We start from the raw sequence: 24,962 nt of genomic DNA on the forward strand, positions 1-24,962 counted from the left end.
GATCAGGCCTTCCGGGAGGGGTCGGTGAGGTCGTGCGGGCCGAAGGCGTCGGGCAGCACGTCGGTCATGGGCCGCACGCCGCGGGGGGTGTCGACGAGCAGGTCGGGGCCGCCGAACTCCCACAGCAGCTGCCGGCAGCGCCCGCACGGCATGAGGACGCCGCCGGCGCCGTCGACGCAGGCGAACGCGACGAGGCGCCCGCCGCCGCTCATCCGCAGCTGCCCGACGAGGGTGCACTCGGCGCACAGCGTGACGCCGTAGGAGGCGTTCTCGACGTTGCACCCGGTGACGACGCGGCCGTCGTCGACGAGCGCGGCCGCGCCGACGGGGAAGCGCGAGTAGGGCACGTAGGCGTGGGCGAGGGCCTCGCGGGCCGCCGCGCGCAGCGCCTCGAAGTCGGGCGCGCCCGCGGGCCCGGTGCCGCCGGTCACGGGTAGGGCTCCCCGCTGGCGGCGGGCGGTCGGACCCGTCCGACGAACCCGGCCACGGCGAGGATCGTCGCCAGGTACGGCAGCATCGCCAGGAAGCTGGAGGGCACCAGCCCCGGCGTGGGCAGGATGCCGACGAGGGTCTGCAGGGCGTTGAAGAACCCGAACAGCAGGGCGGCGCCGAGGGCGCCCTTGGGGCTCCAGCGCCCGAAGATGACGGCGGCCAGGGCGATGAACCCCTTGCCGGCGGACATGTTCTCGGTGAAGGGGCCGATGGTGCCGATCGACAGGTACGCCCCGGCCAGGCCGGCCATGCCGCCGGCGACGACGACGTTGGTGTAGCGCACGCGCTGCACGCCGATGCCGAGGGTGGCGGCGGCCTTGGGGTGCTCGCCGACGGCGCGGGTGCGCAGCCCCCAGCGGGTGCGGAACAGCACCACCTGCAGCGCGATGATCAGCACGTACATGACGTAGACGACGACGTTGGCGTCGAACAGCAGCGGCCCGATCACCGGGATGTCGCTGAGCACGGGCACGGGCAGGCGCTGCAGCACGCCCGGGGAGTTGTACCGGGCGGTGTCGGTCTGCATGACGGCCTTGTACGCCCAGCCGGTGAACCCGAGGGCGGCCGCGTTGAGGACGACGCCGAGGATGACCTGGTTGACGCGGTAGCGGATGGCGAACACCGCCAGCAGCGCGCCGACGACCATGCCGGACACGACGGCGCCGACGATCCCGGAGGCCAGCCCGGCCAGCGAGCCGACGAGGGCCCCGGCGAACGCGCCGGTGAGCATCTGCCCCTCGATGGCGACGTTGACGACACCGCTGCGCTCCCCCAGCACGCCGGCCATCGCCCCGAGGATGAGCGGGGTGGCCAGGAACACCGTGGACTGCAGCAGCTGCACGACGTCCAGGGAGCCGCCGCCGCGGTCGCCACCGCTCATCGCCCAGCACAGGAACGCCACGACGAAGCAGAACAGGGTGACGGCGATGAGGACCGGGGTGCGCTTGGCGCGGAACCCGCGGGCCAGCTGCCACAGGCCCAGCGCGACGACGACGGCCCCCAGCAGGACGGGGGTGACGACGCCGGGCACGGTCAGGTCGGGCAGGGCGACCGCCGCGCCGCCGCCGAAGCGGAACGTGGCGTCGCCACTGCCGGACCCCAGGCCCCAGCCGAGGACGGCGACGAGGCCGACGACGACCAGGACGGCGCCGGTGACGACGCGGGTGCGCAGGCTGACGACGGGCTCGACGACGTCGTGGACGACGACGGCCTCGGGGCGCACCTCGGGCGCGGCGGCGCTCACCGCGTCCACCCCCCGGCCAGCTCGCTGCCGACGCCGGACCCGCCGGCGCGGATCCGGAACACCGAGCGGACCAGCGCGGGCGCGGCGATGAACAGCACGATCATCGCCTGCAGGACCCCGACCAGGTCGACGGGCACGCCCGTGGACGCCTGCATCTGCACCCCTCCCGCGCGCAGGCCGCCGAACAGCAGGCCGGCGGCGATGACGCCGTACGGGTTGTTGCGCCCCAGCAGGGCGACGGTGATGGCGTCGAAGCCGACGGTGCCGGCGACGCTGCCGGTGACGCTGCCGGTGACGCCGAGCACCTGCGAGGCGCCGGCCAGGCCGGCCAGGCCGCCGGCCAGGCCCATCGCGACGACCTGCAGCCGTCCGACGTCCATGCCCGCGGTGCGGGCGGCGTCGGGGTTGGCGCCGACGGCGCGCAGCCGGAACCCGAGGCGGGAGCGGCTGAACAGCCACCACACGGCGACCGCGGCCAGCAGGGCCAGGAAGAGGCCCAGGTGCACGCGCAGCGGGGAGCCGAGCAGCAGCGGCAGCCGGGCCGTGTCCGCGACGGCCTCGGAGATGGCCTGCCCGTAGGGCGGGCGCTGGAAGCCGCGCTGGGTGAGCAGGAAGTTCAGCAGGTTCAGCGCGACGTAGTTCAGCATGATCGTCGTGATGACCTCGTGGGCGCCGGTGCGGGCCTTGAGCCAGCCGACGATCCCGCCCCACAGCGTCCCGCCGAGCAGGCCGCCGACCACCGCGACCAGCAGGTGCAGCCCGACGGGCAGCTGCCAGGTGAACCCGACCCAGGCGGCGACGATCGCGCCGAGCACGATCTGCCCCTGCGCGCCGATGTTGAACAGCCCGACCCGGAACGACAGCGCGACACCGAGCCCGGCCAGGATCAGCGGGGTCGCGTTGACGAGGGTCTCCGAGATCGGCCCGAGCGCCCCGCGCCCGGACAGGTTCGGGCTGTAGACGGCGCCCTGGAACAGGGCGAGGTAGGCGTCGCGGACGGCGTACCAAGCCTCGGTGAACGTGTCCCACGGGTAGGAGAAGAAGTACCCGGCGGCGGCGCGGGTGCGCTCGTCGCCCACGGCGATGAGCAGGGCGCCGACGACGAGGGCGGCCAGGACGGCGCAGGCCGTCACCAGCCAGCCGCCGCCGGTGCGCCGGCGCCGCCGCTCGGGCGGGGCCTGCGCCGGCTGCGCGGCCGGTGCGGTGGTGCTCACGCGGTGCCTCCCTGGCTGGGCGCGTCGGTGGTGCCGGGGACGCCGGCGGGACCGGCGGTGTCGTCGGTGGCGTCGGCGCGGCGGGCGCCGGCCATCAGCAGGCCGATCTCCTCCTGGCTGGCGTCGGGGGCGACCTCGCCGGCGATCCGGCCCCGGTAGAGGACGACGATGCGGTCGGCGAGGGCGCGCACCTCGTCCAGCTCGGTGGAGACCAGGACGACGGCGGCGCCGCGGTCGCGCTCGGCGACGATGCGCTGGTGGACGAACTCCTGGCTGCCGACGTCCACGCCACGGGTGGGCTGGGCGACGACGAGCAGGTCCAGCGGGCGGGACATCTCGCGCGCCAGGACGACCTTCTGCTGGTTGCCGCCCGACAGCGTCGAGACGGGCGCCTCGGCCGACGGGGTGCGGATGTCGAACTCGCGCACGCGCTCCTCGGCGTTGCGGCGCACCGCGGCGCGGTCCACCGACGGCCCGGAGGAGAAGCCGGGCGAGTCGACGAGGTCGAGCACGAGGTTCTCGGCGATGGAGAAGGAGCCGACGAGCCCGTCGTGGGTGCGGTCCTCCGGCACGTACCCGACGCCGAGGTCGAGGACCTGGCGCACCGACATCCCGGCCGTCTCGCGACCGCCGATGCGCACCGAGCCGCTCCCGGGCCGCTGCAGGCCGACGATCGCGCGGGTCAGCTCGGTCTGGCCGTTGCCGTCGACGCCCGCCACGGCCAGCACCTCCCCGGCGCGCACCTGCAGCGACACGTCGTCGACGAGGACGGTGCCGGCGGCGTCGGTGACGCGCAGGTCGCTGACCTCCAGGACCGGCGCGCCCGGGCGGGCGGGTTCCTTGGCGACGGTCAGGCGCACGTCGCGGCCGACCATGAGGGCGGCCAGCTCCTCGGCGGAGGCGCTGGGCAGCGCCTCGCCGACCACCCTGCCGCGGCGGATGACGGTGATGCGGTCGGCGACCGCGCGCACCTCGCGCAGCTTGTGCGTGATGAACACGATGGAGGTCCCCGCGTCGGCGAGCTCGCGCATGACGCGCATGAGGTCGTCGGTCTCGGCGGGCGTCAGGACGGCCGTGGGCTCGTCGAGGACGAGGACCTTCGCGTCCCGCAGCAGCGCCTTGACGATCTCCACGCGCTGCTGCACGCCGACCGCGAGGTCGGCCACCAGCGCGTCGGGCGGGACGGCCAGGCCGAACCGCTCGGAGGTCTCCACGACCCGCCGGCGGGCGCGGCGGCGGTCCAGGAGACCGCCGCCGCTGGTCAGCTCGGCGCCCAGGACGATGTTCTCGGTGGCCGTGAACGTGGGCACGAGCATGAAGTGCTGGTGCACCATGCCGATCCCGGCGGCCATCGCGTCGCCCGGGGAGGAGAACCGCTGCGGCACCCCGTCGACGAGCACCTCGCCCTCGTCGGGCTGGTGCAGGCCGTACAGGACGTTCATCAGCGTGCTCTTGCCGGCGCCGTTCTCGCCCAGGAGGGCGTGGATCTCGCCCTCCCGGACCGTGAGGTCGATGCCGTCGTTGGCGACGAGGGCACCGAAGCGCTTGGTGATCCCCCGGAGTTCCAGCTCCACGTGCGCTCCGGTCCCCTCGTCGTGTGCTCGTGCTGTGCGGTGCTGCTGCCGGCCGGTCTCAGCCGGTGACGGCGAACTCCGAGTCGATGGTGACGCTGCCGTCGACGATGCCCTGGCGGACCTCGTCCAGCTCGGTCTTCAGCTCGTCGGGCACCTGGGCGTCGAACTGGTTGAACGGGGCCAGCCCGACGCCGTCGTTCTCCAGCGTGCCGACGTACGTGCCGGTCGGCGGCTCGCCCTCGGCGGCCGCGAGGACGTAGTCGCGCACCGAGCCGGTGAGGTTCTTCGTCACCGAGGAGATGAAGTACTGGCAGTAGTCGGCGGCGCTCTCGCAGCCGTCGGTGTCCACCCAGATGAGGTTCAGCGACCCGCCCGCGGCCTGCGCGGCGGCACCGGCGCCGAGGCCGGCCTGCCCGGCCACCGGCATGACGATGTCGGCGCCCTGCGCGGCGAACGTCTCGGTGATGGAGCGGCCCGCGGCCTGGTCGGTGAAGCTGTTGGCGAAGGTGCCGCCGCTCGCGTTGGCCGGGTCCCAGCCCAGCACGCGGACGTCGGTGCCCTTCTGCTCGTTGTGGTACTGCACGCCCTTGGCGAAACCGTCCATGAAGATCGTCACGGGCGGGATCGGCAGGCCGCCCCAGGTGCCGACGACACCGGACTGCGTCATCCCGGCCGCCAGGTAGCCGCCCAGGAAGGCGGCCTCGACGGTGTTGTACTGGATGCCGTAGACGTTGTCGGCGCCCGAGGAGGAGTCGATCTCGGCGAAGCTCTGCTCGGGGTTCGCCGCGGCGACCTCGGCCATGTCGTCGGCCATCAGGCCGCCGACGCCGACGATCGTGTCGCAGCCCTCGGTGACGTACGCCTGCAGGTTCGGCGTGTACTGCGTGTCGTCGGCCGACGGCGTGTAGTCGATCTCGATGTCGGGGTTCTGCTGCTGGGCCTCGGTGAACCCGGCCCAGGACGACTGGTTGAACGAGCGGTCGTCGACGCCGCCGGTGTCGAGCACCATGCAGGCCTTGAACGACTCGCCGCCGCCGGTGGCCTCACCGGCGCCCTGCGTGTCGTCGGGGCGCTCGCCGCAGGAGGCCAGCAGCAGCGCCGCGACACCGACGGCCGCGGCCGGGGCGAGGCGGGAGAACTTGCGCATGAGGGGGATCCTCCAGGTCGTCCTGGTCGTCCGGTCGTCAGTTCGACGATCGCTGCGCCATCGTAGTGGTCACATCGCCCAGCACAGCCCGCTCCGAGCAGGCAGTGGCGGCCATCACGAGGACACCCGGCCCGAGGCAGTCCTCGTCCGGGGCGTAGTCGCCGCGGTGCAGGTCGTACGTCGGCCCGCCGGGGGTGCGGGTGCCCAGCCGGACCATCGCCCCGGGCACGTGGTGCAGGTACCAGGCGAAGTCCTCCCCGCCCAGCGACTGGCGGGTGGGCAGCACCGCGTCGTCGCCCAGCTCGGCGCGCGCGGCCTGCTCCAGCGCGGCCGTGGCGCGCACGTCGTTGTCCACCGGCGGCACCCCGCGCACCAGGGTCACCTCGGCGCGCACGGCGTAGGGGCGCACCAGGTCGGCGACGACGTCCTCGACGAGCTCGCCGGCGTGCTGCCACGCCTCGGTCTCCATGCAGCGCAGCGTGCCCGCGGCCAGTCCCTCGCTGGGCACGGCGTTGGGCGCGCCGCCGGCGTGCACCGACCCCCAGGTGAGGTTCACGCCCGCGCGCGGGTCCACCCGCCGGGCCAGCACCGCGGGCAGCTGCGTGACGACCTGCCCGAGGGCGAACACGAGGTCGCCGGCCAGGTGCGGGCGCGAGGTGTGCCCGCCGGGTCCGAACAGCCGGACGGTGACGTGGTCGGAGGCGGAGGTGATGGGGCCCGCCTTCAGGCCCACCGTGCCGACGTCGAGGCTGGGGTCGCAGTGCAGGCCGTAGATGGCCGACACGTCGTCGACCACGCCCGCGCCGACGACGTCCAGCGCCCCGCCGGGCATGACCTCCTCCGCCGGCTGCAGGACCAGGCGCACGGTGTGCCGCAGCGCCCCGGCGCGCGCGACGTCGGCCAGGACGAGCCCGCAGCCGGCCAGCACGGCGGTGTGCACGTCGTGCCCGCACGCGTGGGCGACGCCGTCGACCGTGGAGGCGTGCGGCAGGCCCGTCGTCTCCCGCAGCGGCAGGGCGTCGCAGTCCCCGCGCAGCGCCACCACCCGATCGTCGACCCCGCCCGGGCCCGGCAGGACGTCGGCGACCAGGCCGGTGCCGGGCAGCCGGCGCACCGCCAGCCCGGCGCCCTCCAGCAGCCGCGCGACCGCGTCGGTGGTGCGGTGCTCGGCGCGGCTGAGCTCGGGGTGGGCGTGCACGTCGCGGCGCAGGGCGCGCACGGCCGGCAGGTGCCGCTCCACCAGCGCCGCCAGCGGCGGCCGGGCGGCCCCGCGCTCGGGTGGGGCGTCAGAGGACATCGGCGCGGCCGGCCTCCTTGGCGCGGGCGACCAGCTTCTTGACCTCCTGCGCGCGCGCCCGCGTGGTGACCAGCAGCGCGTCGGGGGTGTCGACCACGACGATGTCGTCCACGCCCAGCAGGGCCACGACGCGGTCGCCGCCGGGGACGACGACCCCGCCGGCGACGCCCTCGGTGATGACCAGGTCGGGGTCGCCGAGGACGCGGGGACGGTCGACGTCGGCGGGCAGCAGCTCGGCCAGCGAGGAGAAGTCGCCGACGTCGTCCCAGCCGAAGGTGGCCGGCACGACGGCCACCCGGCCGGCCTCGGCGGCCGGCTCGGCCACGGCGTGGTCGATGGCGATGGCGGGCAGCCGCGCCCACTCCTCCTCCAGCACGGCGTCGCGCTCGGGCCCGTCCCAGGCCTCCGCGATGCGCACCAGGCCGGCGTGCAGGGCCGGCACCTGCTCGGCCAGCACCTCCAGCAGGACGTCGGCGCGGGCGACGAACATGCCGCCGTTCCAGCGGTAGTCGCCGGTGGACAGGTAGGCCGCCGCGGTGCGGGCGTCGGGCTTCTCCTTGAACTGCAGCACGCGGCGGGCGTTGGGGGCGCCCTGCAGCCGCAGCCGCTTGCCCAGCCGGATGTAGCCGAAGCCGGTGGCCGGGTGGGAGGGGGCGATGCCGATGGTGACGACGAAGCCGCGCCGGGCCGTCACGACGGCCTCCTCGACGGCGCCCTCGAAGTCGTCGCGGCCGGAGATGATCTGGTCGGCGGCGAAGGAGCCGAGGACGGCGTCGGGGTCGCGCCGCACGAGGACGGCGGCCGCCAGGCCGATCGCGGCGGCGGAGTCGCGCTGGGCCGGCTCGCGCAGGACGTGGTCGACCGGCAGGTCGGGCAGCTGGGCGGCCACGGCGTCGGCGTGGGCGCGGCCGGTGACCACCCAGGTGCGCGAGGCGTCGGTCAGCGGCAGCAGCCGGTCCCAGGTGGACTGCAGCAGGGTGCGCCCGCGCCCGGTGAGGTCGAGCAGGAACTTGGGGCGGTCGCTGCGCGAGAGCGGCCACAGCCGGGTGCCGGCGCCGCCGGCGGGCACGACGGCGTGGAAGTCGCTGAGGTCGACGAGCCCCTCCTCGGCCTCGTCGCCCGTCCAGGTCCACGGCGTCCCGGGGGCCTGCCCCGCGCCCGTCCCGCCCGCGCTCGCGCCCGCGGCCCCGCCCGTCCCGGTGGTGGTCTCCCCCATGGGGCGCGAACCTACCGGCCGGGGGCCCGCCGGCACCGTCCACCCGCGTCACCGGGGGCGCCCGGACGGGCCGGCGACCACCCGTCCGGGCGCCGCCGGACGGGGCGGGCCACCACCGCTCGGGAGCTGCTGAGGGTAGGCTTCCCTGAGGCCTTCACCTGCCCGTGAGTCCTTCGTCACAAAACCTCCGCGCACGCCTCCCGGGACGGGGCGTCCCGTCACCGCGCGCCTACGATGGAGGGCAGGACGCCGAAGCCTGCGCGCCGCCTCCTGGGCGCACGGACCGACGTCCGTGGACCTGAGGAGGACGCCGGTGGCCACGAGCCTCACCCCGCCCGGCCAGGGAGCCGCCCCCAGCGGCGGCCTCAAGCCGGCAGGCACCCTGTACCGCGGCCGCGAGGGCATGTGGTCGTGGGTCATGCACCGCATCTCCGGGGTGCTGATCTTCTTCTTCCTGTTCGTGCACGTGCTGGACACCGCGACGGTGCGGATCTCGCCCGAGGTGTACGACGCGGTGATCGCCCAGTACAAGAACCCGGTCATGGGCATCGGCGAGCTCGGGCTCGTGGGCGCCGTGGTGTTCCACGCGCTCAACGGGATCCGGATCATGCTCGTCGACTTCTGGAGCAAGGGCACCGTCCACCACCGGAAGATGTTCTGGGGCGTCGTGGGCCTGTGGTTCGCCCTGATGGTCCCCTTCGCCGTCCGCCACCTGATGCACGTCTTCGGCGAGTGAGGACCCGATGAGCGCACCCGAGCAGACCCCCGGCGGGGCGTACGCCCCGGCCCTGGAGGCGCCCCGCGCCCCGTACAGGCGCAGCCGGGCCACCCGCACCAACTGGGAGCTCTACGGCTGGCTCTTCCAGCGCATGTCCGGGCTCCTCCTCGTCGTGCTCGTCTTCGGGCACCTGTTCGTCAACCTGATGATGGGCGAGGGCATCTCCCAGATCACCTGGGCGTTCGTGGCCGGCAAGTGGGCCAGCCCGTTCTGGCAGGTCTGGGACCTGATGATGCTGTGGCTGGCGCAGCTGCACGGCACCAACGGCGTGCGGACGATCATCAACGACTACGCCGAGCGCGACGCCACGCGCTTCTGGCTGAAGATGGCGCTCTACACCGCGACGGTGGTCGTCCTCGTCGTCGGCACCCTCGTGATCTTCACCTTCGACCCCTGCGCGGACCCGAACTCCACCCTCGAGGTCTGCCTCGCGGGGAGCGAGAACGTGCCCAGCGTGACCAACTGACCGAGCGGGAGGCAGCTGTGCAGACCCACCAGTTCGACGTCGTCATCGTCGGTGCCGGCGGGGCCGGCATGCGCGCCGCCCTCGAGGCCGGCAAGCGCGCCCGGACGGCCGTGCTCACCAAGCTCTACCCGACGCGCTCGCACACCGGTGCGGCCCAGGGCGGCATGTGCGCCGCCCTGGCCAACGTCGAGGAGGACAACTGGGAGTGGCACACCTTCGACACCGTCAAGGGCGGTGACTACCTCGTCGACCAGGACGCCGCCGAGGTGATGTGCAAGGAGGCCATCGACGCGGTCCTCGACCTGGAGAAGATGGGCCTGCCGTTCAACCGCACGCCCGACGGCAAGATCGACCAGCGCCGGTTCGGCGGCCACACCCGCGACCACGGCAAGGCGCCCGTGCGCCGCTCGTGCTTCGCCGCGGACCGCACCGGCCACATGATCCTGCAGACCCTCTACCAGCAGTGCGTCAAGCACGAGGTGGAGTTCTTCAACGAGTTCTACGTCCTGGACCTGCTCGTCGTGGACGCCGCGGACGCGCGCACCGGCGACGAGATCGAGGGTGCGGCCGACCAGCCCGGCATGGCCGTCCCGCCGACGGTGGGCGTGCCCGGCGACAAGCGCGTCGCGGGCGTCGTGGCCTACGAGCTGGCCACCGGCGAGGTGCACGTCTTCCAGGCCAAGTCCGTCGTGCTCGCCACCGGCGGCGCCGGCAAGGTCTTCAAGACGACCTCCAACGCGCACACCCTCACCGGTGACGGCATGGGCATCGCCTACCGCCGCGGGATCCCGCTGGAGGACATGGAGTTCTTCCAGTTCCACCCGACGGGCCTGGCGGGCCTGGGCATCCTGCTGTCCGAGGCCGCCCGCGGCGAGGGCGGCATCCTGCGCAACGCCGACGGCGAGCGCTTCATGGAGCGCTACGCCCCCACCATCAAGGACCTCGCGCCGCGCGACATCGTCGCCCGCTCGATGGCCAACGAGGTGCGCGAGGGCCGCGGCGCCGGGCCGAACAAGGACTACGTCCTGCTCGACCTGACCCACCTGGAGCCCGCGCACATCGACGCGAAGCTGCCGGACATCACCGAGTTCGCCCGCACCTACCTGGGCGTGGAGCCGTACACCGAGCCGGTGCCGGTCTACCCGACCGCGCACTACGCGATGGGCGGCGTGCCGACCAACGTCGAGGCCGAGGTCCTGCAGGACAACACCCGCGTCGTCCCCGGCCTGTACGCCGCGGGCGAGGTGGCGTGCGTGTCCGTGCACGGGTCCAACCGCCTGGGCACCAACTCCCTGCTCGACATCAACGTCTTCGGCCGCCGCGCCGGCATCGCCGCCGCGGAGTACGCCACGAAGGCGCAGTGGGTGGCGCTGCCGGAGGCCCCCGAGGCCGACCTCGTCGCCCAGCTGACCGAGCTGCGCGACCGCCCCGCCACGACCGACCGCGTCGCGGCGATCCGGGCGGAGCTGCAGGAGACGATGGACGCCAACGCCCAGGTCTTCCGCACCGAGGCGACGCTGAAGCAGGCCCTCACCGACATCGAGCGGCTCAAGGAGCGCTACGCCCGGGTGGCCGTGCAGGACAAGGGCCGCCGGTACAACGTGGACCTGCTCGAGGGCCTGGAGCTCGGGTTCCTCCTCGACCTGGCCGAGGTCATGGTCCTGGGGGCGCTGGAGCGCAAGGAGTCCCGGGGCGGGCACTTCCGCGAGGACTACCCCAACCGCGACGACGTCAACTTCATGCGGCACACGATGGTGTACCGCGAGGCCGGCGCCGACGGGCAGCACACGATGCGCCTGGACTACAAGCCCGTGGTCCAGACGCGCTACCAGCCGATGGAGCGCAAGTACTGATGTCGACCACCGAGCAGGGCCCCAGCGAGACCAACGCGGAGGCCGGTCCCGCCAAGTCCGCCGACCGCGCCCGCGCCGGCGAGGGCGGCGCGAAGCCCCGCGAGGGCGGCAACGAGTCCCCCACGGGGGAGATCCCCTCGTTCGACGTGACGCTGCGCGTGCGCCGCTACGACCCGGAGCGCGACAGCGAGCCGCACTGGGAGGACTACCGCGTCACCATGTACGGCACCGACCGGGTGCTGGACGCGCTGCACAAGGTGAAGTGGGAGGAGGACGGCTCGCTGACGTTCCGCCGCTCCTGCGCCCACGGCGTGTGCGGGTCGGACGCCATGCGGATCAACGGCCGCAACCGGCTGGCGTGCAAGGTCCTGCTGAAGGACCTCGACATCTCCAAGCCGATCACCGTCGAGCCCATCAAGGGCCTGCCGGTGGAGAAGGACCTCGTCGTGGACATGGAGCCGTTCTTCGCCTCCTACCGCGAGGTCATGCCGTTCCTCATCGCCGCCGGTGCCGAGCCGACGCGCGAGCGCCTGCAGTCGCAGGCCGACCGCGAGCGCTTCGACGACACGACCAAGTGCATCCTGTGCGCGGCGTGCACGTCGAGCTGCCCGGTGTTCTGGAACGACGGGCAGTACTTCGGCCCGGCCGCGATCGTCAACGCGCACCGGTTCATCTTCGACAGCCGTGACGTGGGCTCGGACCTGCGCCTGGAGGTCCTCAACGACAAGGAGGGCGTGTGGCGCTGCCGCACGACCTTCAACTGCTCGGAGGCCTGCCCGCGCGGCATCCAGGTCACCAAGGCCATCGCCGAGGTCAAGCAGGCGCTGATCTCCCGCAAGTTCTGACGCTCCGCACGAGGGGCCCGGTGGACACCGTCCACCGGGCCCCTCGTCGTCCCCCGCAGGTCCCGCCCCTCCCCCACCTCCTCCCCCTTCCCCTCCCTCCGTGATCTTGCTGGGAAACCCTGCAAGATCACGGAGGGAGGGGGAGGTGGGATCGGACGAACTGCTTGACCGGGGTACCGGACGTGACCCACGGTGAAGATGTGAACCCCCTCACGGTTCCCCTCCTCGTGGGGGCCGCGCTGCTGGTGGTCGCGGGCGTCGCGAAGGTGCGGCGGCCGCGCTCGACGGCGCAGGCCTTGCGCACCCAGTCGCTGCCCTCGGGCACCGCCCTCGTGCGCCTGCTCGGCGCGGCCGAGCTGCTCGTGGTGGCGCTCGCCCTCAGCGGCTCCCCCGCCGGGGCGTGGGCGCTGGCCGCCGCCTACGCGGGCTTCACCGCCTTCGTCGTCCTCGCCCTCGTGCGCCGGCGGCCGCTGAGCAGCTGCGGCTGCTTCGGCGCGGCCGACGTGCCGCCCACCGCCGCGCACGTCGCCGTCACCGGCGCCCTGGCCGCCGTCGGCGCGGCGGTCGCGCTCACCGGCGGCGCCGGGCTGGGCGCCGTCCTGGCGGCGGGCCCCGGGCCCGCCCTCGCCGTGGCGGTCTCCGCGGCGGTCGGCACCGGGCTGTCGCTGCTGGTCCTCACCGCCCTGCCCCGCCTGCGCGCCGCCGCACCGTCGCGGCGGAGCGCCGCGACCTCCACCCCCACCACCGCCCCCGGCGCGCCCGCCAGCGGCGACCGCACCCTCCTCCCCCTCCGGAGCGCTCCGTGACCGTCCTGATCGTCCTCGTCGCCGGGCTCACGGTGGCCGTCGCGCTGCTCGGCCTGCTCGTCGCCGGCCTGCTGCGCAGCCACGCCGAGGTCCTGCGCTCCCTGCACGAACTGGGCGCCGGCCGGGAGGACACCGCGCCGGGCGCGGGCGCGCCCCGCACGCCGGACGACGTGCCGTTCACCGTCGGCGACGGCGTCGTCGGCCCGGCCGGGCTGACCGGCGGCGGCGCACTGCCCGTGGCCGGCACCACGCCCACCGGCGACGCCGTCCAGGTCGACGTCACCGCGGGCGGGCGCGACACCCTCGTGGCGTTCCTGTCCAGCGGGTGCCTGACCTGCCACGGGTTCTGGCAGCGCTTCGCCCGTCCCGGCCTCGGGCTGCCCGCCGGCACCCGGCTCGTCGTCGTCACCCAGGGCCCGGAGCGCGAGAGCGTCACCGCGCTGCGGCAGCTGGCGCCCGACGGGGTGGACGTCGTGATGTCCACGGCCGCCTGGGAGGGGTACGAGGTGCCCGGCTCCCCGTACTTCGTCCTCGTCGACGGGAGCACGGGCCGCGTGGCCGGCGAGGGCAGCGCGACCAGCTGGGAGCAGGTGCAGCGGCTCGTCGTCCAGGCCACCGGCGACCGGGCGGACCGCGCCGGGCACGCCCACGGGCACGGGCACGGGGCGGGCGAGGACCGCGGCGACGGCGCCCACCGCGAGGCGCGCGCCGACCGGGAGCTGCGCGCCGCCGGCATCCTGCCGGGCCACCCGAGCCTGCAGCTGACCGCGGCGGACCTGACCGCCGAGGAGACCGGGGACCGGGCCGCGCCCGGCGTCCGGTGACCCTGCCGCTGTGGGCGCTGCTCGTGGGCGCGCCCCTGACCGTCGTCGCGGCGCTGCGCGCGCTGTGGTCGCCTTGAGGCGAGTCGATGCTGTCCAGCATCACCCCGCTCGGTGAGCGGGGACGCGCCAGCCGCTGGCCGGTCACGGTCACGGCCCACCTGCTCGGCTCCGCCGCCGGGGGCACCGCCGCCGGCCTCGCCCTGGGCGTGCTCGGGCTGCTGCTGCCGGGCGGGAGCGCGGCCGCGCAGGTCGCCGTGGCCGTCGTCGTCGCGCTGGCGCTGTGGGCGCTGGCGGTGGAGACGGGCCGCCTGCCGGCGCCGCCGACGTGGCACCGGCAGGTCGACGAGGACTGGCTGCACCGCTACCGCGGCTGGGTGTACGGCGCCGGGTACGGCGTCCAGCTGGGGCTGGGCGTGGTGACGATCGTGACCTCCCCCGTCCTGTACGTGGCGTTCGCGCTCGTCGCGCTGACCGGGGACCCGGCGCGCGGCGCCGCGCTGGGGCTGCTGTTCGGGCTGGCGCGGGCGCTGCCCGTCCTGGCCGCGCGGGGGGTCACCACCCCGGCGCGGCTGGTGGGGGTGCACCGGGCGCTGGAGCGCCTGGCGCCCACCGGGCGCGCGGTGACGGCGCTGGCGTGCGCGGCGACGGCCGCGGCCGGGGCGCTGCTGCTGGCGGCGGGTCCGACGGGGTGAGGCGCGGGTGAGGCGCGGGTGAGGGGGCCAGCGGTGGGCGACGACGGAGGAGGCCGACGGTGAGGTTGCAGGCGCACGGCATCGGGCTGGACGCCCCGCGCGGCTGGGAGGTGCGCATCGCGCTGCGCGGCGACGAGGAGCACGCGCCGGGCGCGCGGGTGCGGCCCGTCCTGCACGCCAGCACGGTCGCGCTGCCGGCGGTGCGCGGCGACTTCGGCGGCGGCGTCACCGCGCTGCTGGGCACCGAGGACGTGTTCGTGTCGCTGTTCGAGCACGACCCGGCGGCGTGCGCGACACCGCTGTTCGCCGACCGGGGCCTGCCGCGGCCGACGGCGGCGGACTTCGCCCCGAACCGGTTGCAGCGCTCGATCCCGGGGCAGAGCGGGTCGCAGTGGTTCTTCCAGGTCGGCGGCCGGGCGTTCTGCCTGTACGTGGTGCTGGGCAGCCACGCCCGCCGGGCCGCGCTCGTGGAGCGGGTGCGCCCGCTGCTGGCGACCCTCGCCCTGGACGCCTCGCTCGACGTCCCCGTCGCGGAGACGCTCGACGAACCGCTCGACGAACCGCTCGACGAACCGCTCGACGAACCGCTCGACACGGCCGGAGGTGCGCGGTGACCGTGCTGGACCGCTGGATCGACTCCCTGACGTCGGCCGCGACGACGGCGCTGGCCCGGCGCACCGACCGGCGCGGGTTCCTCGCGCGCACGGCCGTCGTCGGCTCCGCGCTCAGCGTGGGGCCGGTGTCGTTCCTGACCCGCCCGGGCACGGCGTACGCGGCGGTGTGCGGGACGGACTCCACCTGCCGCTCCGGGTACACGGTGTTCTGCGCCACCGTCAACGGCGGGGTGAACCGGTGCCCGCCGGGCAGCCTGGTCGGCGGCTGGTGGAAGTCGGACGGTTCCGGGTACTGCTGCGGGTCGGCGCGCTACTACATCGACTGCCACAGCTACTGCTCCTGCGGGTGCGGCGGCGGCCGCAAGTTCTGCGGGGAGGGCTGCCGCAACTGCTCCTGCGGGTGCGGGCCGACCGGGCAGTGCGACCAGCGCCGGGTGTGCTGCAACGAGTTCCGCTACGGGCAGTGCCGCCAGGACGTCTCGTGCACCGGGCCGGTGTGGTGCCGGGTCGTCACCTGCACCCCGCCCTGGCGGATCCCCGCGTGGGGGTGCACGACCACGTCGGCGACCGACCAGCGCACCGGGGCGCACAGTGCGCCGGCGCTGCAGGACTGCACCGCGATCGGCAGCCGGTACACGGCCCTCGGCGGACCCGGCGGGTTCCTCGGCGAGCAGCGCACGCCGGAGCAGCGCACCCCCGGCGACACCGGCGTCTACCAGCACTTCGACGGCGGCTCGATCTACTGGTCGGGCGCCACCGGCGCGCACGCCGTCGCGGGCGCCGTGCGCGAGACGTGGGCGCGGCTGGGCTGGGAGGCCCGCCTGGGGTTCCCCACGACCGACGAGCTGCCGGTGCCGGGCGACCGCGGCCGGTTCCAGCACTTCCAGCGCGGGTCGGTGTACTGGTCGCCGGAGACCGGCGCGCACGCGGTGCAGGGGGCGGTCCGCGACGCGTGGGCGCAGCGCGGCTGGGAGGCCGGGCCGCTGGGGTTCCCCGTCACCAGCGAGCGCGAGACGCCGGACCGGCGCGGGCGCTACAACCACTTCGCCGGGTCGGCGTCGATCTACTGGACGGCCGCGACGGGCGCGCAGGTGGTGCGGGGAGCGATCCGCGACACGTGGGCGGCGCTGGGCTGGGAGGCGGGGCCGCTGGGGTACCCGGTGACGAGCGAGCAGGAGACGCCGGACCGGCGCGGGCGGTTCAGCCACTTCGAGCGCGGGTCGGTGTACTGGAGCCCGCGCACGTCGGCGCACGCGGTGCTCGGCGCGGTGCGGGACCGCTGGCGCCGCAGCGGCTGGGAGGCGGGCCCGCTGGGGTACCCCGTGACGGACGAGGCGACGGTGCCCGGCACCGACGGGCGCTCCTCGAACTTCGAGGGCGGGTCGGTGTACTGGTCGCCGGCCACGGGCGCGCAGTTCGTCGTCGACCCGGTGCGCCGGGCGTGGCTGGACGGCGGTGGCGCGGCCGGCCCGCTGGGGTTCCCGACCGGCGAGCTGGAGGACTCCGGCGCCGGTGAGCGGACGCAGAGGTTCCAGCGCGGCACCGCGGTCGTCCGCGCCGGCGGCGAGGTCGTCCTGCGCCCCGCCTGACCCCGACCGCGTCCTACCCCTCCCCGACCCCCGCGGTGATCATGGACGCGTCACGGTCGACGCATCCATGATCACGGCGAGGTGGGGCGTCAGCGCTTGATCATCCCGTGCGGGTCGATGACGAACTTCTGCGGCGCTCCGGCGTCGAACTTCTGGTACGCGTCGGGGGCCTCGTCCAGCGAGATGGGCGTCGCGCCGACGGCCTTCGCGATCTGCACCTTGTCGTGCAGGATCGCCATCATCAGGCCGCGGTGGTACTTCATCACCGGGCACTGACCGGTGGTGAACGACAGCGACTTCGCCCACCCCGTGCCCAGGTCCAGCGACAGCGCGCCGCGCTTGGCGGCCTCGTCGACACCGCCCGGGTCGCCGGTCACGTACAGGCCCGGGATGCCCATCGCGCCGCCGGCCGTGGTGATCTCCATGAGGGAGTTCAGCACCGTCGCCGGCGCCTCGCCCTTGGCGCCCTCGCCGTGCCCGCGCGCCTCGAAACCGACGGCGTCGACACCGCAGTCGACCTCGGGCACGCCGAGGATCTGCTCGATCTGGTCGCGCGGGTCGCCCTTGGACACGTCGACGGTCTCGCAGCCGAAGCTGCGGGCCCGCTCCAGGCGCTCGGCGTTGAGGTCGCCGACGATGACGACGGCCGCGCCCAGCAGCTGCGCGCCGGCGGCGGCGGCCAGGCCGACGGGCCCGGCGCCGGCGATGTAGACCGTGGACCCGACGCCGACACCGGCCGACACGCAGCCGTGGAAACCGGTCGGGAAGATGTCGGAGAGCATCGTCAGGTCGAGGATCTTCTCCATCGCCTGGTCCTTGTCCGGGAACTTCAGGCAGTTGAAGTCCGCGTACGGGACGAGGACGTACTCGGCCTGCCCGCCGACCCAGCCACCCATGTCGACGTACCCGTACGCCGAGCCGGGGCGGTCGGGGTTGACGTTGAGGCAGATGCCGGTCTTGCGCTCCTTGCAGTTGCGGCAGCGGCCGCAGGCGATGTTGAACGGCACCGAGACGAGGTCGCCGACCTCGAGGAACTCGACGTCGCGACCCTTCTCGACGATCTCGCCGGTGATCTCGTGGCCCAGGACGAGGTTCGGCGGGGCGGTGGTGCGGCCGCGGACCATGTGCTGGTCGGAACCGCAGATGTTGGTGGCGACGAGCTTGAGGATGACGCCGTGCTCGACCTTGCGGCCGACGTTGGCGGGGTTGACCCCGGGACCGTCCTTCAGCTCGAAGGTCGGGTAGTCGATCGTCTGCACCTCGACCCGGCCGGGGCCGAGGTAGGCGACGGCGCGGTTGCCGTCGGGTCGCGAGCCGTTCGCGGTGGTGGAGCTGGCGGTGTCGGTCGTGCTCACGGTGAGGGCCTCCTCCGACGGGGCGCGACTCCCGTGTCGCGCCCTGGGAGCCCATCCCACCGCACGCCCCCGCGCCCGGCAACCCCCTCGTGCTCCCCGCGGTGATCTCGGGTGCGTGAGCTCTCACACATCCGTGATCACGGCGGGGTGAGGGGGTCAGGTCTGCTCGGCGGGGCAGGTGTAGCAGGTGCGCCCGCCGAGCTGCTGGACGCGCACCGGGGCGCCGCAGCCGCGGCAGCGGTCCCTCTTGTAGACCCACCGCTCCCCCGGCTCGCCGTCGGGCACGGTGATGATCTTCCCCGGCTCGACGCAGTCGCCGAGCATCCGCACCGACAGGTCCCACAGCCGGCCCGCCTCCTCGGCGTCGACGCGGCGGGCGGGGTCGATGCGCAGCAGGTGCGGCAGCTCGGCGCGCCAGACGTTGCCCAGGCCCGCCCACACGGACTGGTCCAGCAGCGCGGTGCCGACGGGTGAGCGCTTGGCGGTCAGCCGGCGCACGGCCTCCTCCCGCGCGGCGGGTCCGGTGTCGACGACCGGGTCGGGGCCCAGGGACGCCAGCACGTCGTCGCGCGCCGCGGGCGTCAGCGGCTCGCAGCGGCTGGGGGCGATGAGCGACCACGCGGCCCCCTCGGTCGCCAGCCGCAGCCGGGTGCCGCGCAGCGGCGGCAGCGACGGGTCGTCGGTGCGCAGGAGCAGCCCGTCGTGCCCCAGGTGCACGTGCAGGACGGGGGCGTCCTGGACCTCGCAGAACAGGTGCTTGCCGCGGGCGTGGACGCGCTCGACGCGGCGGCCGTCGAAGGGGCGGGCGTCGAAGCGCCCCTGCGGGCTGGAGGCGGCCACGGCGCGGCCGGCCAGGTCGGCGTGCAGGCGGCGGGCGTAGTGGTGCAGCAGGTGACCCTCGGGCACGTGCCGATCATCACCGCGCCCGGGTCAGCGCGCGCGGCGGCGGGCCGCGCGCAGCCCCCGGACCCCCAGGACCCCCACCGCCGTGCCGATCACCAGGCTGACGACGACGAGGACGAGGTGGACGAGGAAGAACGGCTGCGGCCCGCCGTCCCAGGAGCGCTCGTCGCCCCAGATGTTGCGCAGGAAGTTCGGCCAGATCGCCCACGTCCACACGCCGACGGCGAGCAGGAACAGGCTGGCGCGCTGGGAGAGGACCACGTCCTCATCCTCTCAAGCGGCTCCGGCGCGCTCGCCGCGACCACGGCGGCCGCCCACCCAGGACGCGGACCGCGAGCACGAGCGTCGCCCCGGCGCCGGCGAGCGCCCCGCCGGCCAGCCCCGCCCCGAAGGCGGCGGCCCGACCGCCCCGCGCCCCACCGGTGCCGCGGCGCAGCTGCGGCGGCTCGACGGGCCCCAGCGGCACCACGTAGCGGTCCTCGACCCAGCGCGCGGGCAGCGAGCCGGCGTCCTCGGCCTGGGTGGCCGCCCACGCGGCGGCGAGCAGGATCAACCGGCCCACCAGGTTCATCAGCACCAGCAGCACGACGATGCTGGCGGCGGCGCCGAGGAAGGCGTTGTTCGACGCCGACCGGGAGGCGATCTCGGTGCCGAACTGCTTGAGGACGCCCAGCCCGACCCCGCCGATGAGGGCGCCCGGCACGAGCTGGCGCAGCGGCACGCTCACCATGGGCAGGACGCGGAAGACGGCCAGGAAGGTGGCGCTGTCCACGACGAGGGCCACGAGCAGGCCGGCCAGGCGCAGCAGCCAGGCCCCCACCGTGGTGTCCTCCACGCCCGCCTGGCGCAGCAGCCAGTCCCCCGCGGTGGCGGTGACCGTGACGGACAGGATGGACAAGACCACGCCGCTGCCGATGACGAGGAGGACGACGAGGTCGCGCGCCTTGGCGATCGGGAAGGCCGCGCCCCCGGCCTCTTCGCCGAAGACGGCGCGGATGCCCTGGCGCATGGCGTCGATCCAGCCCAGCCCGGTGAACAGCAGCACGGCCAGGGAGCCGAACAGCGCCAGGTTCAGCGCGCTGCTCTGCAGGACCGCGTCGATGTAGATGCCGGGCTCGCGGGCCGCGGGGTCGGCGGGCTCGGCGCCGCGGTGGATGAGCCCTGGCAGGTAAGGCTCCAGCCCGCCGATGACGGAGTCCAGCACGTCGCTCTGGGCGCGCATGACGAAGCCGACGACGGTCAGCCCCACCGCGAGCGCGGGGAAGATCGAGAAGAAGGCGAAGTAGGCGATGCCGCCGGCGAGGGTGTTGCCGCGCGCTTCGCTGTAGCGCTGCCAGGCCCGCAGCGGGTGGCTGCCCCTGACCGCGGTCACCGCGCCGGCCGCCTGCTGCTGGAGACCGCTCACGCGCCGATCATCGCGGAGGCCCCGCGGGCCCGCACGGGCGGCGGGCGCCCGCACGGGTCTCAGCCGCCGAAGACGAAGTGCTCCCGCGGGCGCCACACGCCGTCGGTGCCGTGCTCGTAGAGGCTGAACCCGGTGACGGGGAAGGCGGCCTCCCAGTCGCGCAGGGTCGTCTCGGCGCGGTCGAGGTCGTCCTCGGGCACGTCGTGGGCGACGGTGACGTGCGGGTGGTACGGGAAGGCGAGCTCGCGCACCAGCGGCCCGGTGCGCACGGCGGCCTGCAGCAGCTCGCACTCGGAGATGCCGTGCGTGACCTGCACGAACACCACCGGCGAGACGGGCCGGAAGGTGGCCGTGCCGCGCAGGTGCACCTCGAAGGGCGCGGTGCGACCGGCCGTCTCCGCCAGGTGGCGGCGCGCCCGGTCGGCCTCGCGCGGCGGCAGCGGGTGCGGCGGCAGCAGGGTGATGTGCGGGGGCACGCGGTCGGCGAGCGGGTCGCCGAACGCGTGCCGCCACGCCGTCAGCTCACCGGCGTGCGGCTCCGGCACCGGGATCGACACCCCGATGACGGGGACGTCCCCGGGGGCCGGCGGGCCGGGCGGACCGGACGGACCGCCGCGCGGGGCGGTCGTCACCTCCGGCGGCCCACGAGCCCCACCGCGTCGTACACCCGCGCCAGGGTGTCCTCCGCGACGGCGTTCGCCCGCCGGGCGCCCTCGGCCAGGACGTCGTCGAGGGTGGCGGTGTCGGCCAGCAGCTCCAGCGTGCGCTCGCGCACGGGCCCGAGGGCCTCGGTGACGACCTCGGCGAGCTCCTTCTTCAGGTCGCCGTAGCCGCGGCCGGCGAAGTCGGCCTCCAGGTCGGCGATCGAGCGGCCGGACAGGGCCGAGTGGATCGTCAGCAGGTTGGAGACGCCGGCCTTCTCGACGGGGTCGTAGCGCACCTCGCGGCCGGTGTCGGTGACGGCGGAGCGGATCTTCTTGGCGGTGACCCGCGGCTCGTCCATGACGTCGACGATGCCGCTGGGCGAGGAGGAGGTCTTGCTCATCTTCGCCCCCGGCTCCTGCAGGTCGTAGATCTTCGCCGTCTCCTTGAGGATGTACGGCTCGGGGACGACGAAGGTCTCGCCGTAGCGGCTGTTGAAGCGCTGGGCCAGGTCGCGGGTCAGCTCCAGGTGCTGGCGCTGGTCCTCGCCGACCGGCACCTCCGCGGCCTGGTAGAGCAGGATGTCGGCGGCCATGAGGACCGGGTAGGTGAACAGGCCCACGCTGGCGCCCTCGGTGCCCTGCTTGGCGGCCTTGTCCTTGAACTGCGTCATGCGCCCGGCCTCGCCGAAGCCGGTGAGGCAGGACAGCACCCAGGCCAGCTGGGCGTGGGCGGGCACGTGGGACTGCACGAAGAGCGCCGAGCGCTCCGGGTCCACGCCCGCGGCCAGGTACTGGGCGGCGGTGCGGCGGGTGCGCTCGCGCAGCGCCGCCGGGTCGGGACCGACGGTGAGGGCGTGCAGGTCGACGACGCAGTACAGCGCCTCGTGGGTCTCCTGCAGGGCCACCCACTGGGTCAGGGCGCCCAGGTAGTTGCCGAGGTGCAGGGAGTCCGAGGTGGGCTGCATCCCGGACAGCAACCGGGGGCGCGCGCCCGGTGCGGGGGGTGGTGCGTCGGCCATGCTCCTCATCCTGCCACCGCCGCCCGGGCCGCCCGCCGCGCCCACCGGCGCGAGGACCGCCCCTCAGCCCGCCAGCGGGCGCAGCACGAGCGCGAAGGCCGCCGGCGCGGCGTCCAGGCGGTGCTGCGGCAGGGCGCCCGGCCCGCAGGAGCCGGTGCCGATGCCGTGCTGGGCGACGTCCAGGTGCAGGTGGAGGTGGCCGGAGTCCCGCAGCTCGTGGGCGTGGGCGGTGCGCTCCAGGTCCGCGGTGCTCCAGCGGCGGGCGCTGACGCCGATCTCGGGCACGCCCTCCACGCGCAGGCCGGGGCCGGCGCCGGTGAGGTCGAGGACGCGGACACCGGCGCGGCGGCCGTTCTCCTGCGGGCGCACGTACGGCGTCTGCCAGCCGTCGACGGTGCCGCTCCAGCGGCCCAAGCGGGTCGCCAGGCCCGTGTCGGCGTACGCCTCGCCGGGGCCGCGCCCGTACCAGGCGACGTCCGCGAGGTGGCGGGGCAGGCGCAGCCGGACCCCGAGGCGCGGCAGCGGTGCGCCCAGCTCGCGCTCGGGCGCCACCTCGACGCGCAGCCCGAGCGCACCGCCGTCCTCGTCCTCCTGCGCGGTCCAGGTGAAGGTCGCGGCGAACCCGGTGTCGCCGCCGGGCGGGGCCACGCGCACGGCGACGCGCAGGGAGTCCTCGCCCTCCTCCACGAGCGCGGTGCGGGTGCGCAGGTCGTCCAGGCGCAGCGCCCGCCAGGCCGGCTCGACGCGGTCGCCGTGCACCCCGCGGTCGTTGTCGGTGGGCGCGCGCCACAGGTCCAGGGCGAACCCGGAGACCGGCAGGTCGCCGACGCGCAGCAGGTCGCCCGTGCGGGCGTCGAACGCGGCGGGGCCCAGCAGCAGGTCGCCGCCGCGGTGCCGCAGCGGCGCGCCCGAGGGCACGGCGCGCTCGGGGGCCGGGGCGAGCACGACCTGACCGCTGCCGAGCGCGTGCCCGGCCGGGGCGTGCGGGGAGGCGGCCGTCGTGACGACGGTGGCGGTCAGGACGCGCTCGGCGTCGGGGCGCCCGGGCGGCAGGTCGTCGGGCAGTTCGACGAGCACGGACTCCCCCGGCGCCAGCGGGCCGGCCTCCGCCGTCGTGGACAGCACGACCTCACCGTCGTCGGCGACCTCCAGGCGCAGCAGCGACGCGCCGTCGAGCAGGGGCGTGAACGCGTACCGGTTCGTCAGCCGCAGCAGGTCCCCGGACGGCGTGGCCTCGACGGAGAAGCGGGCCGGGCTGACGACGTGCGCGTAGTCGAGCAGGCCGGGCGAGGGGGTGCGGTCGGGCAGCACGAGACCGTCGGCGACGAAGTTCCCGTCGTGCAGGCGCTCGCCGAAGTCGCCGCCGTAGCCGAAGCCCCCGCCGGGCAGCCGCAGGCCGTGGTCGATCCACTCCCACACGAAACCGCCCATGCAGCGGTCGGAGGAGTCGAACAGCTCCTGGTACTCGGCCAGCCCGCCCGGCCCGTTGCCCATCGCGTGCGCGTACTCGCACTGCAGGTACGGCTTGCCCTCGTGCGCGCCGTCCCCGGCGAGGATCGCCGCGACCTGCTCGTGGGAGGCGTACATCGTGGAGTGGACGTCCGTGTCGGGGTAGCCCCAGTCGTGCTCGTAGTGCAGCGGGCGCGAGGGGTCGCGGTCCTCCGCCCAGCGGGCCATCGCCGCGAGGTTCACGCCCGTGCCGCTCTCGTTGCCCAGCGACCACAGGACGACGCACGCGTGGTTCTTGTCCCGCTCCACCGTGCGCGTCACGCGGTCCACGTACGCGCGCTCCCAGCGGGGGTCGTCGGAGGGGTTCTGCCGCCAGTCCACCTCCACGAACCCGTGCGTCTCCAGGTCGCACTCGTCGACGACGTACAGGCCGTGCTCGTCGCACAGCTCCAGGAACTCCGGGTGCGGCGGGTAGTGGCTGGTGCGGACGGCGTCGACGTGGTGGCGCTTCATCAGCAGGACGTCGTCGAGCATGTCCTGGCGGGTGACGGCCCGGCCGCGGTCGGGGTGGAACTCGTGGCGGTTGACGCCGTGCAGGGTCACGGGGCGGCCGTTGACGGTGAACACGCCGTCGACGATCGCGACGGTGCGGAACCCCACCCGCAGCCGGACCCGCTCGCCGGGGGTGACGACCTCGGCGTCGTACAGGCGCGGCGACTCCGCCGACCAGGGTTCGGCGGCGACGGAGACCTCCTCGCCCGCGGCGAGGTCCAGGCCCAGCTCGGGCACGAGGACGCGCGCGGCGGCGCCGTCGCGGGTGTCCACGTCCACGCGCAGCGTCCCGGTCCCGTCCGCCCAGCCGGTGTGGACGTGCACGTCGTCGATCCCGCGCGGGGGCCGGCGCAGGACGGTGACGGACCGGAAGATCCCCGACAGCCACCACATGTCCTGGTCCTCCAGGTAGCTGGCCGAGGACCACTGGTGGACGCGGACGGCGAGGACGTGCTCCTCGCGCTGCGGGTCGAGGGCGTCGGTGACGTCGAGCTCCACCGGCAGGCGGCTGCCCACCGAGCGCCCGACGGGCGTGCCGTCCACGTGCGCCTCGAACGCGGAGTCCACGCCCTCGAACCGCAGGACGACGCGGCCCTCGCCGGGCGGGAGGGTGAAGCGGCGGCGGTGGTCGCCCGTGGGGTTCTCCTCCGGCACGCGCGGCGGGTCCAGCGGGAAGGGGTAGGTGACGTTCGTGTACGCCGGGCGGGAGGACTCGACCGGGTGCTGCAGCTGCCAGTGGCCGGGGACGGCGGTCCGCTCCCACGCGGAGTCGTCGTGGTCGGCGGCCAGCTGCTCGCGGGGGGCGTGCGCGTGCGGGGACAGCCGGAAGCGCCACTGCCCGTCCAGGCTCACCGCCGGGGCGTCGGAGCGCAGGTGCGAGCGCGCGGGCAGCGCCCCGACCACCGGGAACCGGTCCTCGAACCAGGCGGCGCGCACCGGGCTCCCCTGCTCCGGCGCGGTGGGGAGGTCCTGCGGGGCGGTGGCG

At 75.0% G+C, this 24,962-nt stretch carries 23 protein-coding genes; 9 read left to right on the forward strand and 14 right to left on the reverse strand.

The window, feature by feature from the left end; translation table 11 throughout:
- Window positions 1-2: 2 nt before the first annotated feature.
- From ACRYMY_RS01625 to ACRYMY_RS01655, 7 genes are read right to left on the reverse strand one after another with little or no spacing between them, the layout of a single operon-like run.
- The gene (locus ACRYMY_RS01625) at window positions 3-431 is read right to left on the reverse strand and encodes a cytidine deaminase (RefSeq protein WP_432545524.1); all 429 of its coding nucleotides are present in this window, start codon (window positions 429-431) and stop codon (window positions 3-5) included.
- Window positions 428-1,735, reverse strand: coding sequence for an ABC transporter permease (locus ACRYMY_RS01630; RefSeq protein WP_432545525.1), 1,308 nt, complete (start codon window positions 1,733-1,735; stop codon window positions 428-430). The genes ACRYMY_RS01625 and ACRYMY_RS01630 overlap by 4 nt, the downstream gene beginning before the upstream one ends.
- Window positions 1,732-2,949, reverse strand: a complete 1,218-nt coding sequence (locus ACRYMY_RS01635; RefSeq protein ID WP_432545526.1) for an ABC transporter permease — start codon at window positions 2,947-2,949, stop codon at window positions 1,732-1,734. Before ACRYMY_RS01635 ends, ACRYMY_RS01630 begins: the two co-directional genes overlap by 4 nt.
- Window positions 2,946-4,523 (reverse strand): ABC transporter ATP-binding protein, encoded by a 1,578-nt coding sequence (locus ACRYMY_RS01640; protein WP_432545527.1) that lies wholly within the window; start codon window positions 4,521-4,523, stop codon window positions 2,946-2,948. The genes ACRYMY_RS01635 and ACRYMY_RS01640 overlap by 4 nt, the downstream gene beginning before the upstream one ends.
- Window positions 4,524-4,581: 58 nt before the next feature.
- Window positions 4,582-5,670 carry a BMP family lipoprotein gene (locus ACRYMY_RS01645; protein ID WP_432545528.1) on the reverse strand — a complete coding sequence of 363 codons (1,089 nt, stop codon included), beginning with the start codon at window positions 5,668-5,670 and terminating at the stop codon, window positions 4,582-4,584.
- 37 nt (window positions 5,671-5,707) lie between these two features.
- The gene (locus ACRYMY_RS01650) at window positions 5,708-6,967 is read right to left on the reverse strand and encodes an amidohydrolase (protein WP_432545529.1); all 1,260 of its coding nucleotides are present in this window, start codon (window positions 6,965-6,967) and stop codon (window positions 5,708-5,710) included.
- A complete protein-coding gene (locus ACRYMY_RS01655) occupies window positions 6,957-8,183 on the reverse strand; it encodes a mannose-1-phosphate guanylyltransferase (protein WP_432545530.1) in 1,227 nt (408 codons plus the stop codon). The genes ACRYMY_RS01650 and ACRYMY_RS01655 overlap by 11 nt, the downstream gene beginning before the upstream one ends.
- A 313-nt stretch (window positions 8,184-8,496) precedes the next feature.
- On the opposite strand from ACRYMY_RS01655, the gene sdhC reads away from it, so the two are divergent.
- The 9 genes from sdhC (at window position 8,497) to ACRYMY_RS01700 (ending at window position 16,650) form a co-directional block, all read left to right on the forward strand.
- Window positions 8,497-8,919 carry a succinate dehydrogenase, cytochrome b556 subunit gene (gene sdhC, locus ACRYMY_RS01660; RefSeq protein WP_432545531.1) on the forward strand — a complete coding sequence of 141 codons (423 nt, stop codon included), beginning with the start codon at window positions 8,497-8,499 and terminating at the stop codon, window positions 8,917-8,919.
- Window positions 8,920-8,926: 7 nt separating this feature from the next.
- On the forward strand, window positions 8,927-9,427 hold the full coding sequence (locus ACRYMY_RS01665; RefSeq protein WP_432545532.1) for a succinate dehydrogenase hydrophobic membrane anchor subunit: 501 nt from the start codon (window positions 8,927-8,929) through the stop codon (window positions 9,425-9,427).
- Between the two features lie 17 nt (window positions 9,428-9,444).
- Window positions 9,445-11,280: an FAD-binding protein gene (locus tag ACRYMY_RS01670; protein ID WP_369051928.1), complete on the forward strand. Its 1,836-nt coding sequence runs from the start codon at window positions 9,445-9,447 to the stop codon at window positions 11,278-11,280.
- Entirely contained in the window at window positions 11,280-12,125 is an 846-nt protein-coding gene (locus ACRYMY_RS01675; protein WP_432545533.1) for a succinate dehydrogenase iron-sulfur subunit, read from the forward strand. Before ACRYMY_RS01670 ends, ACRYMY_RS01675 begins: the two co-directional genes overlap by 1 nt.
- Before the next feature lie 200 nt (window positions 12,126-12,325).
- Entirely contained in the window at window positions 12,326-12,931 is a 606-nt protein-coding gene (locus ACRYMY_RS01680) for a MauE/DoxX family redox-associated membrane protein (RefSeq protein ID WP_432545534.1), read from the forward strand.
- Window positions 12,928-13,755, forward strand: coding sequence for a hypothetical protein (locus ACRYMY_RS01685; protein WP_432545535.1), 828 nt, complete (start codon window positions 12,928-12,930; stop codon window positions 13,753-13,755). Before ACRYMY_RS01680 ends, ACRYMY_RS01685 begins: the two co-directional genes overlap by 4 nt.
- Before the next feature lie 86 nt (window positions 13,756-13,841).
- Window positions 13,842-14,447 carry a hypothetical protein gene (locus tag ACRYMY_RS01690; RefSeq protein ID WP_432545536.1) on the forward strand — a complete coding sequence of 202 codons (606 nt, stop codon included), beginning with the start codon at window positions 13,842-13,844 and terminating at the stop codon, window positions 14,445-14,447.
- 59 nt (window positions 14,448-14,506) lie between these two features.
- Entirely contained in the window at window positions 14,507-15,061 is a 555-nt protein-coding gene (locus ACRYMY_RS01695; RefSeq protein WP_432545537.1) for a hypothetical protein, read from the forward strand.
- Window positions 15,058-16,650, forward strand: a complete 1,593-nt coding sequence (locus ACRYMY_RS01700) for an LGFP repeat-containing protein (RefSeq protein WP_432545538.1) — start codon at window positions 15,058-15,060, stop codon at window positions 16,648-16,650. Before ACRYMY_RS01695 ends, ACRYMY_RS01700 begins: the two co-directional genes overlap by 4 nt.
- Before the next feature lie 89 nt (window positions 16,651-16,739).
- Here ACRYMY_RS01700 and fdhA read toward each other — a convergent pair whose 3' ends face one another.
- The 7 genes from fdhA to ACRYMY_RS01735 all read right to left on the reverse strand — a co-directional run bounded on the left by fdhA (window position 16,740) and on the right by ACRYMY_RS01735 (window position 24,913).
- Window positions 16,740-18,005: a formaldehyde dehydrogenase, glutathione-independent gene (gene fdhA / locus ACRYMY_RS01705; RefSeq protein ID WP_432545539.1), complete on the reverse strand. Its 1,266-nt coding sequence runs from the start codon at window positions 18,003-18,005 to the stop codon at window positions 16,740-16,742.
- Between the two features lie 156 nt (window positions 18,006-18,161).
- Window positions 18,162-18,911, reverse strand: coding sequence for a DNA-formamidopyrimidine glycosylase family protein (locus tag ACRYMY_RS01710; protein ID WP_432545540.1), 750 nt, complete (start codon window positions 18,909-18,911; stop codon window positions 18,162-18,164).
- A gap of 24 nt (window positions 18,912-18,935) precedes the next feature.
- Entirely contained in the window at window positions 18,936-19,169 is a 234-nt protein-coding gene (locus ACRYMY_RS01715; RefSeq protein WP_369051915.1) for an SCO4848 family membrane protein, read from the reverse strand.
- A gap of 4 nt (window positions 19,170-19,173) precedes the next feature.
- A complete protein-coding gene (locus tag ACRYMY_RS01720) occupies window positions 19,174-20,313 on the reverse strand; it encodes a YihY/virulence factor BrkB family protein (RefSeq protein ID WP_432545541.1) in 1,140 nt (379 codons plus the stop codon).
- Window positions 20,314-20,372: 59 nt separating this feature from the next.
- Entirely contained in the window at window positions 20,373-20,876 is a 504-nt protein-coding gene (locus ACRYMY_RS01725; protein ID WP_432545581.1) for a 2'-5' RNA ligase family protein, read from the reverse strand.
- Window positions 20,877-20,941: 65 nt separating this feature from the next.
- Window positions 20,942-21,976: a tryptophan--tRNA ligase gene (trpS, locus tag ACRYMY_RS01730; RefSeq protein WP_432545542.1), complete on the reverse strand. Its 1,035-nt coding sequence runs from the start codon at window positions 21,974-21,976 to the stop codon at window positions 20,942-20,944.
- Between the two features lie 63 nt (window positions 21,977-22,039).
- A complete protein-coding gene (locus ACRYMY_RS01735; protein WP_432545582.1) occupies window positions 22,040-24,913 on the reverse strand; it encodes a glycoside hydrolase family 2 TIM barrel-domain containing protein in 2,874 nt (957 codons plus the stop codon).
- Between the last annotated feature and the right edge of the window lie 49 nt (window positions 24,914-24,962).

This window comes from Kineococcus haloalkalitolerans (genome assembly GCF_050871905.1).
Taxonomy (GTDB): domain Bacteria; phylum Actinomycetota; class Actinomycetes; order Actinomycetales; family Kineococcaceae; genus Kineococcus.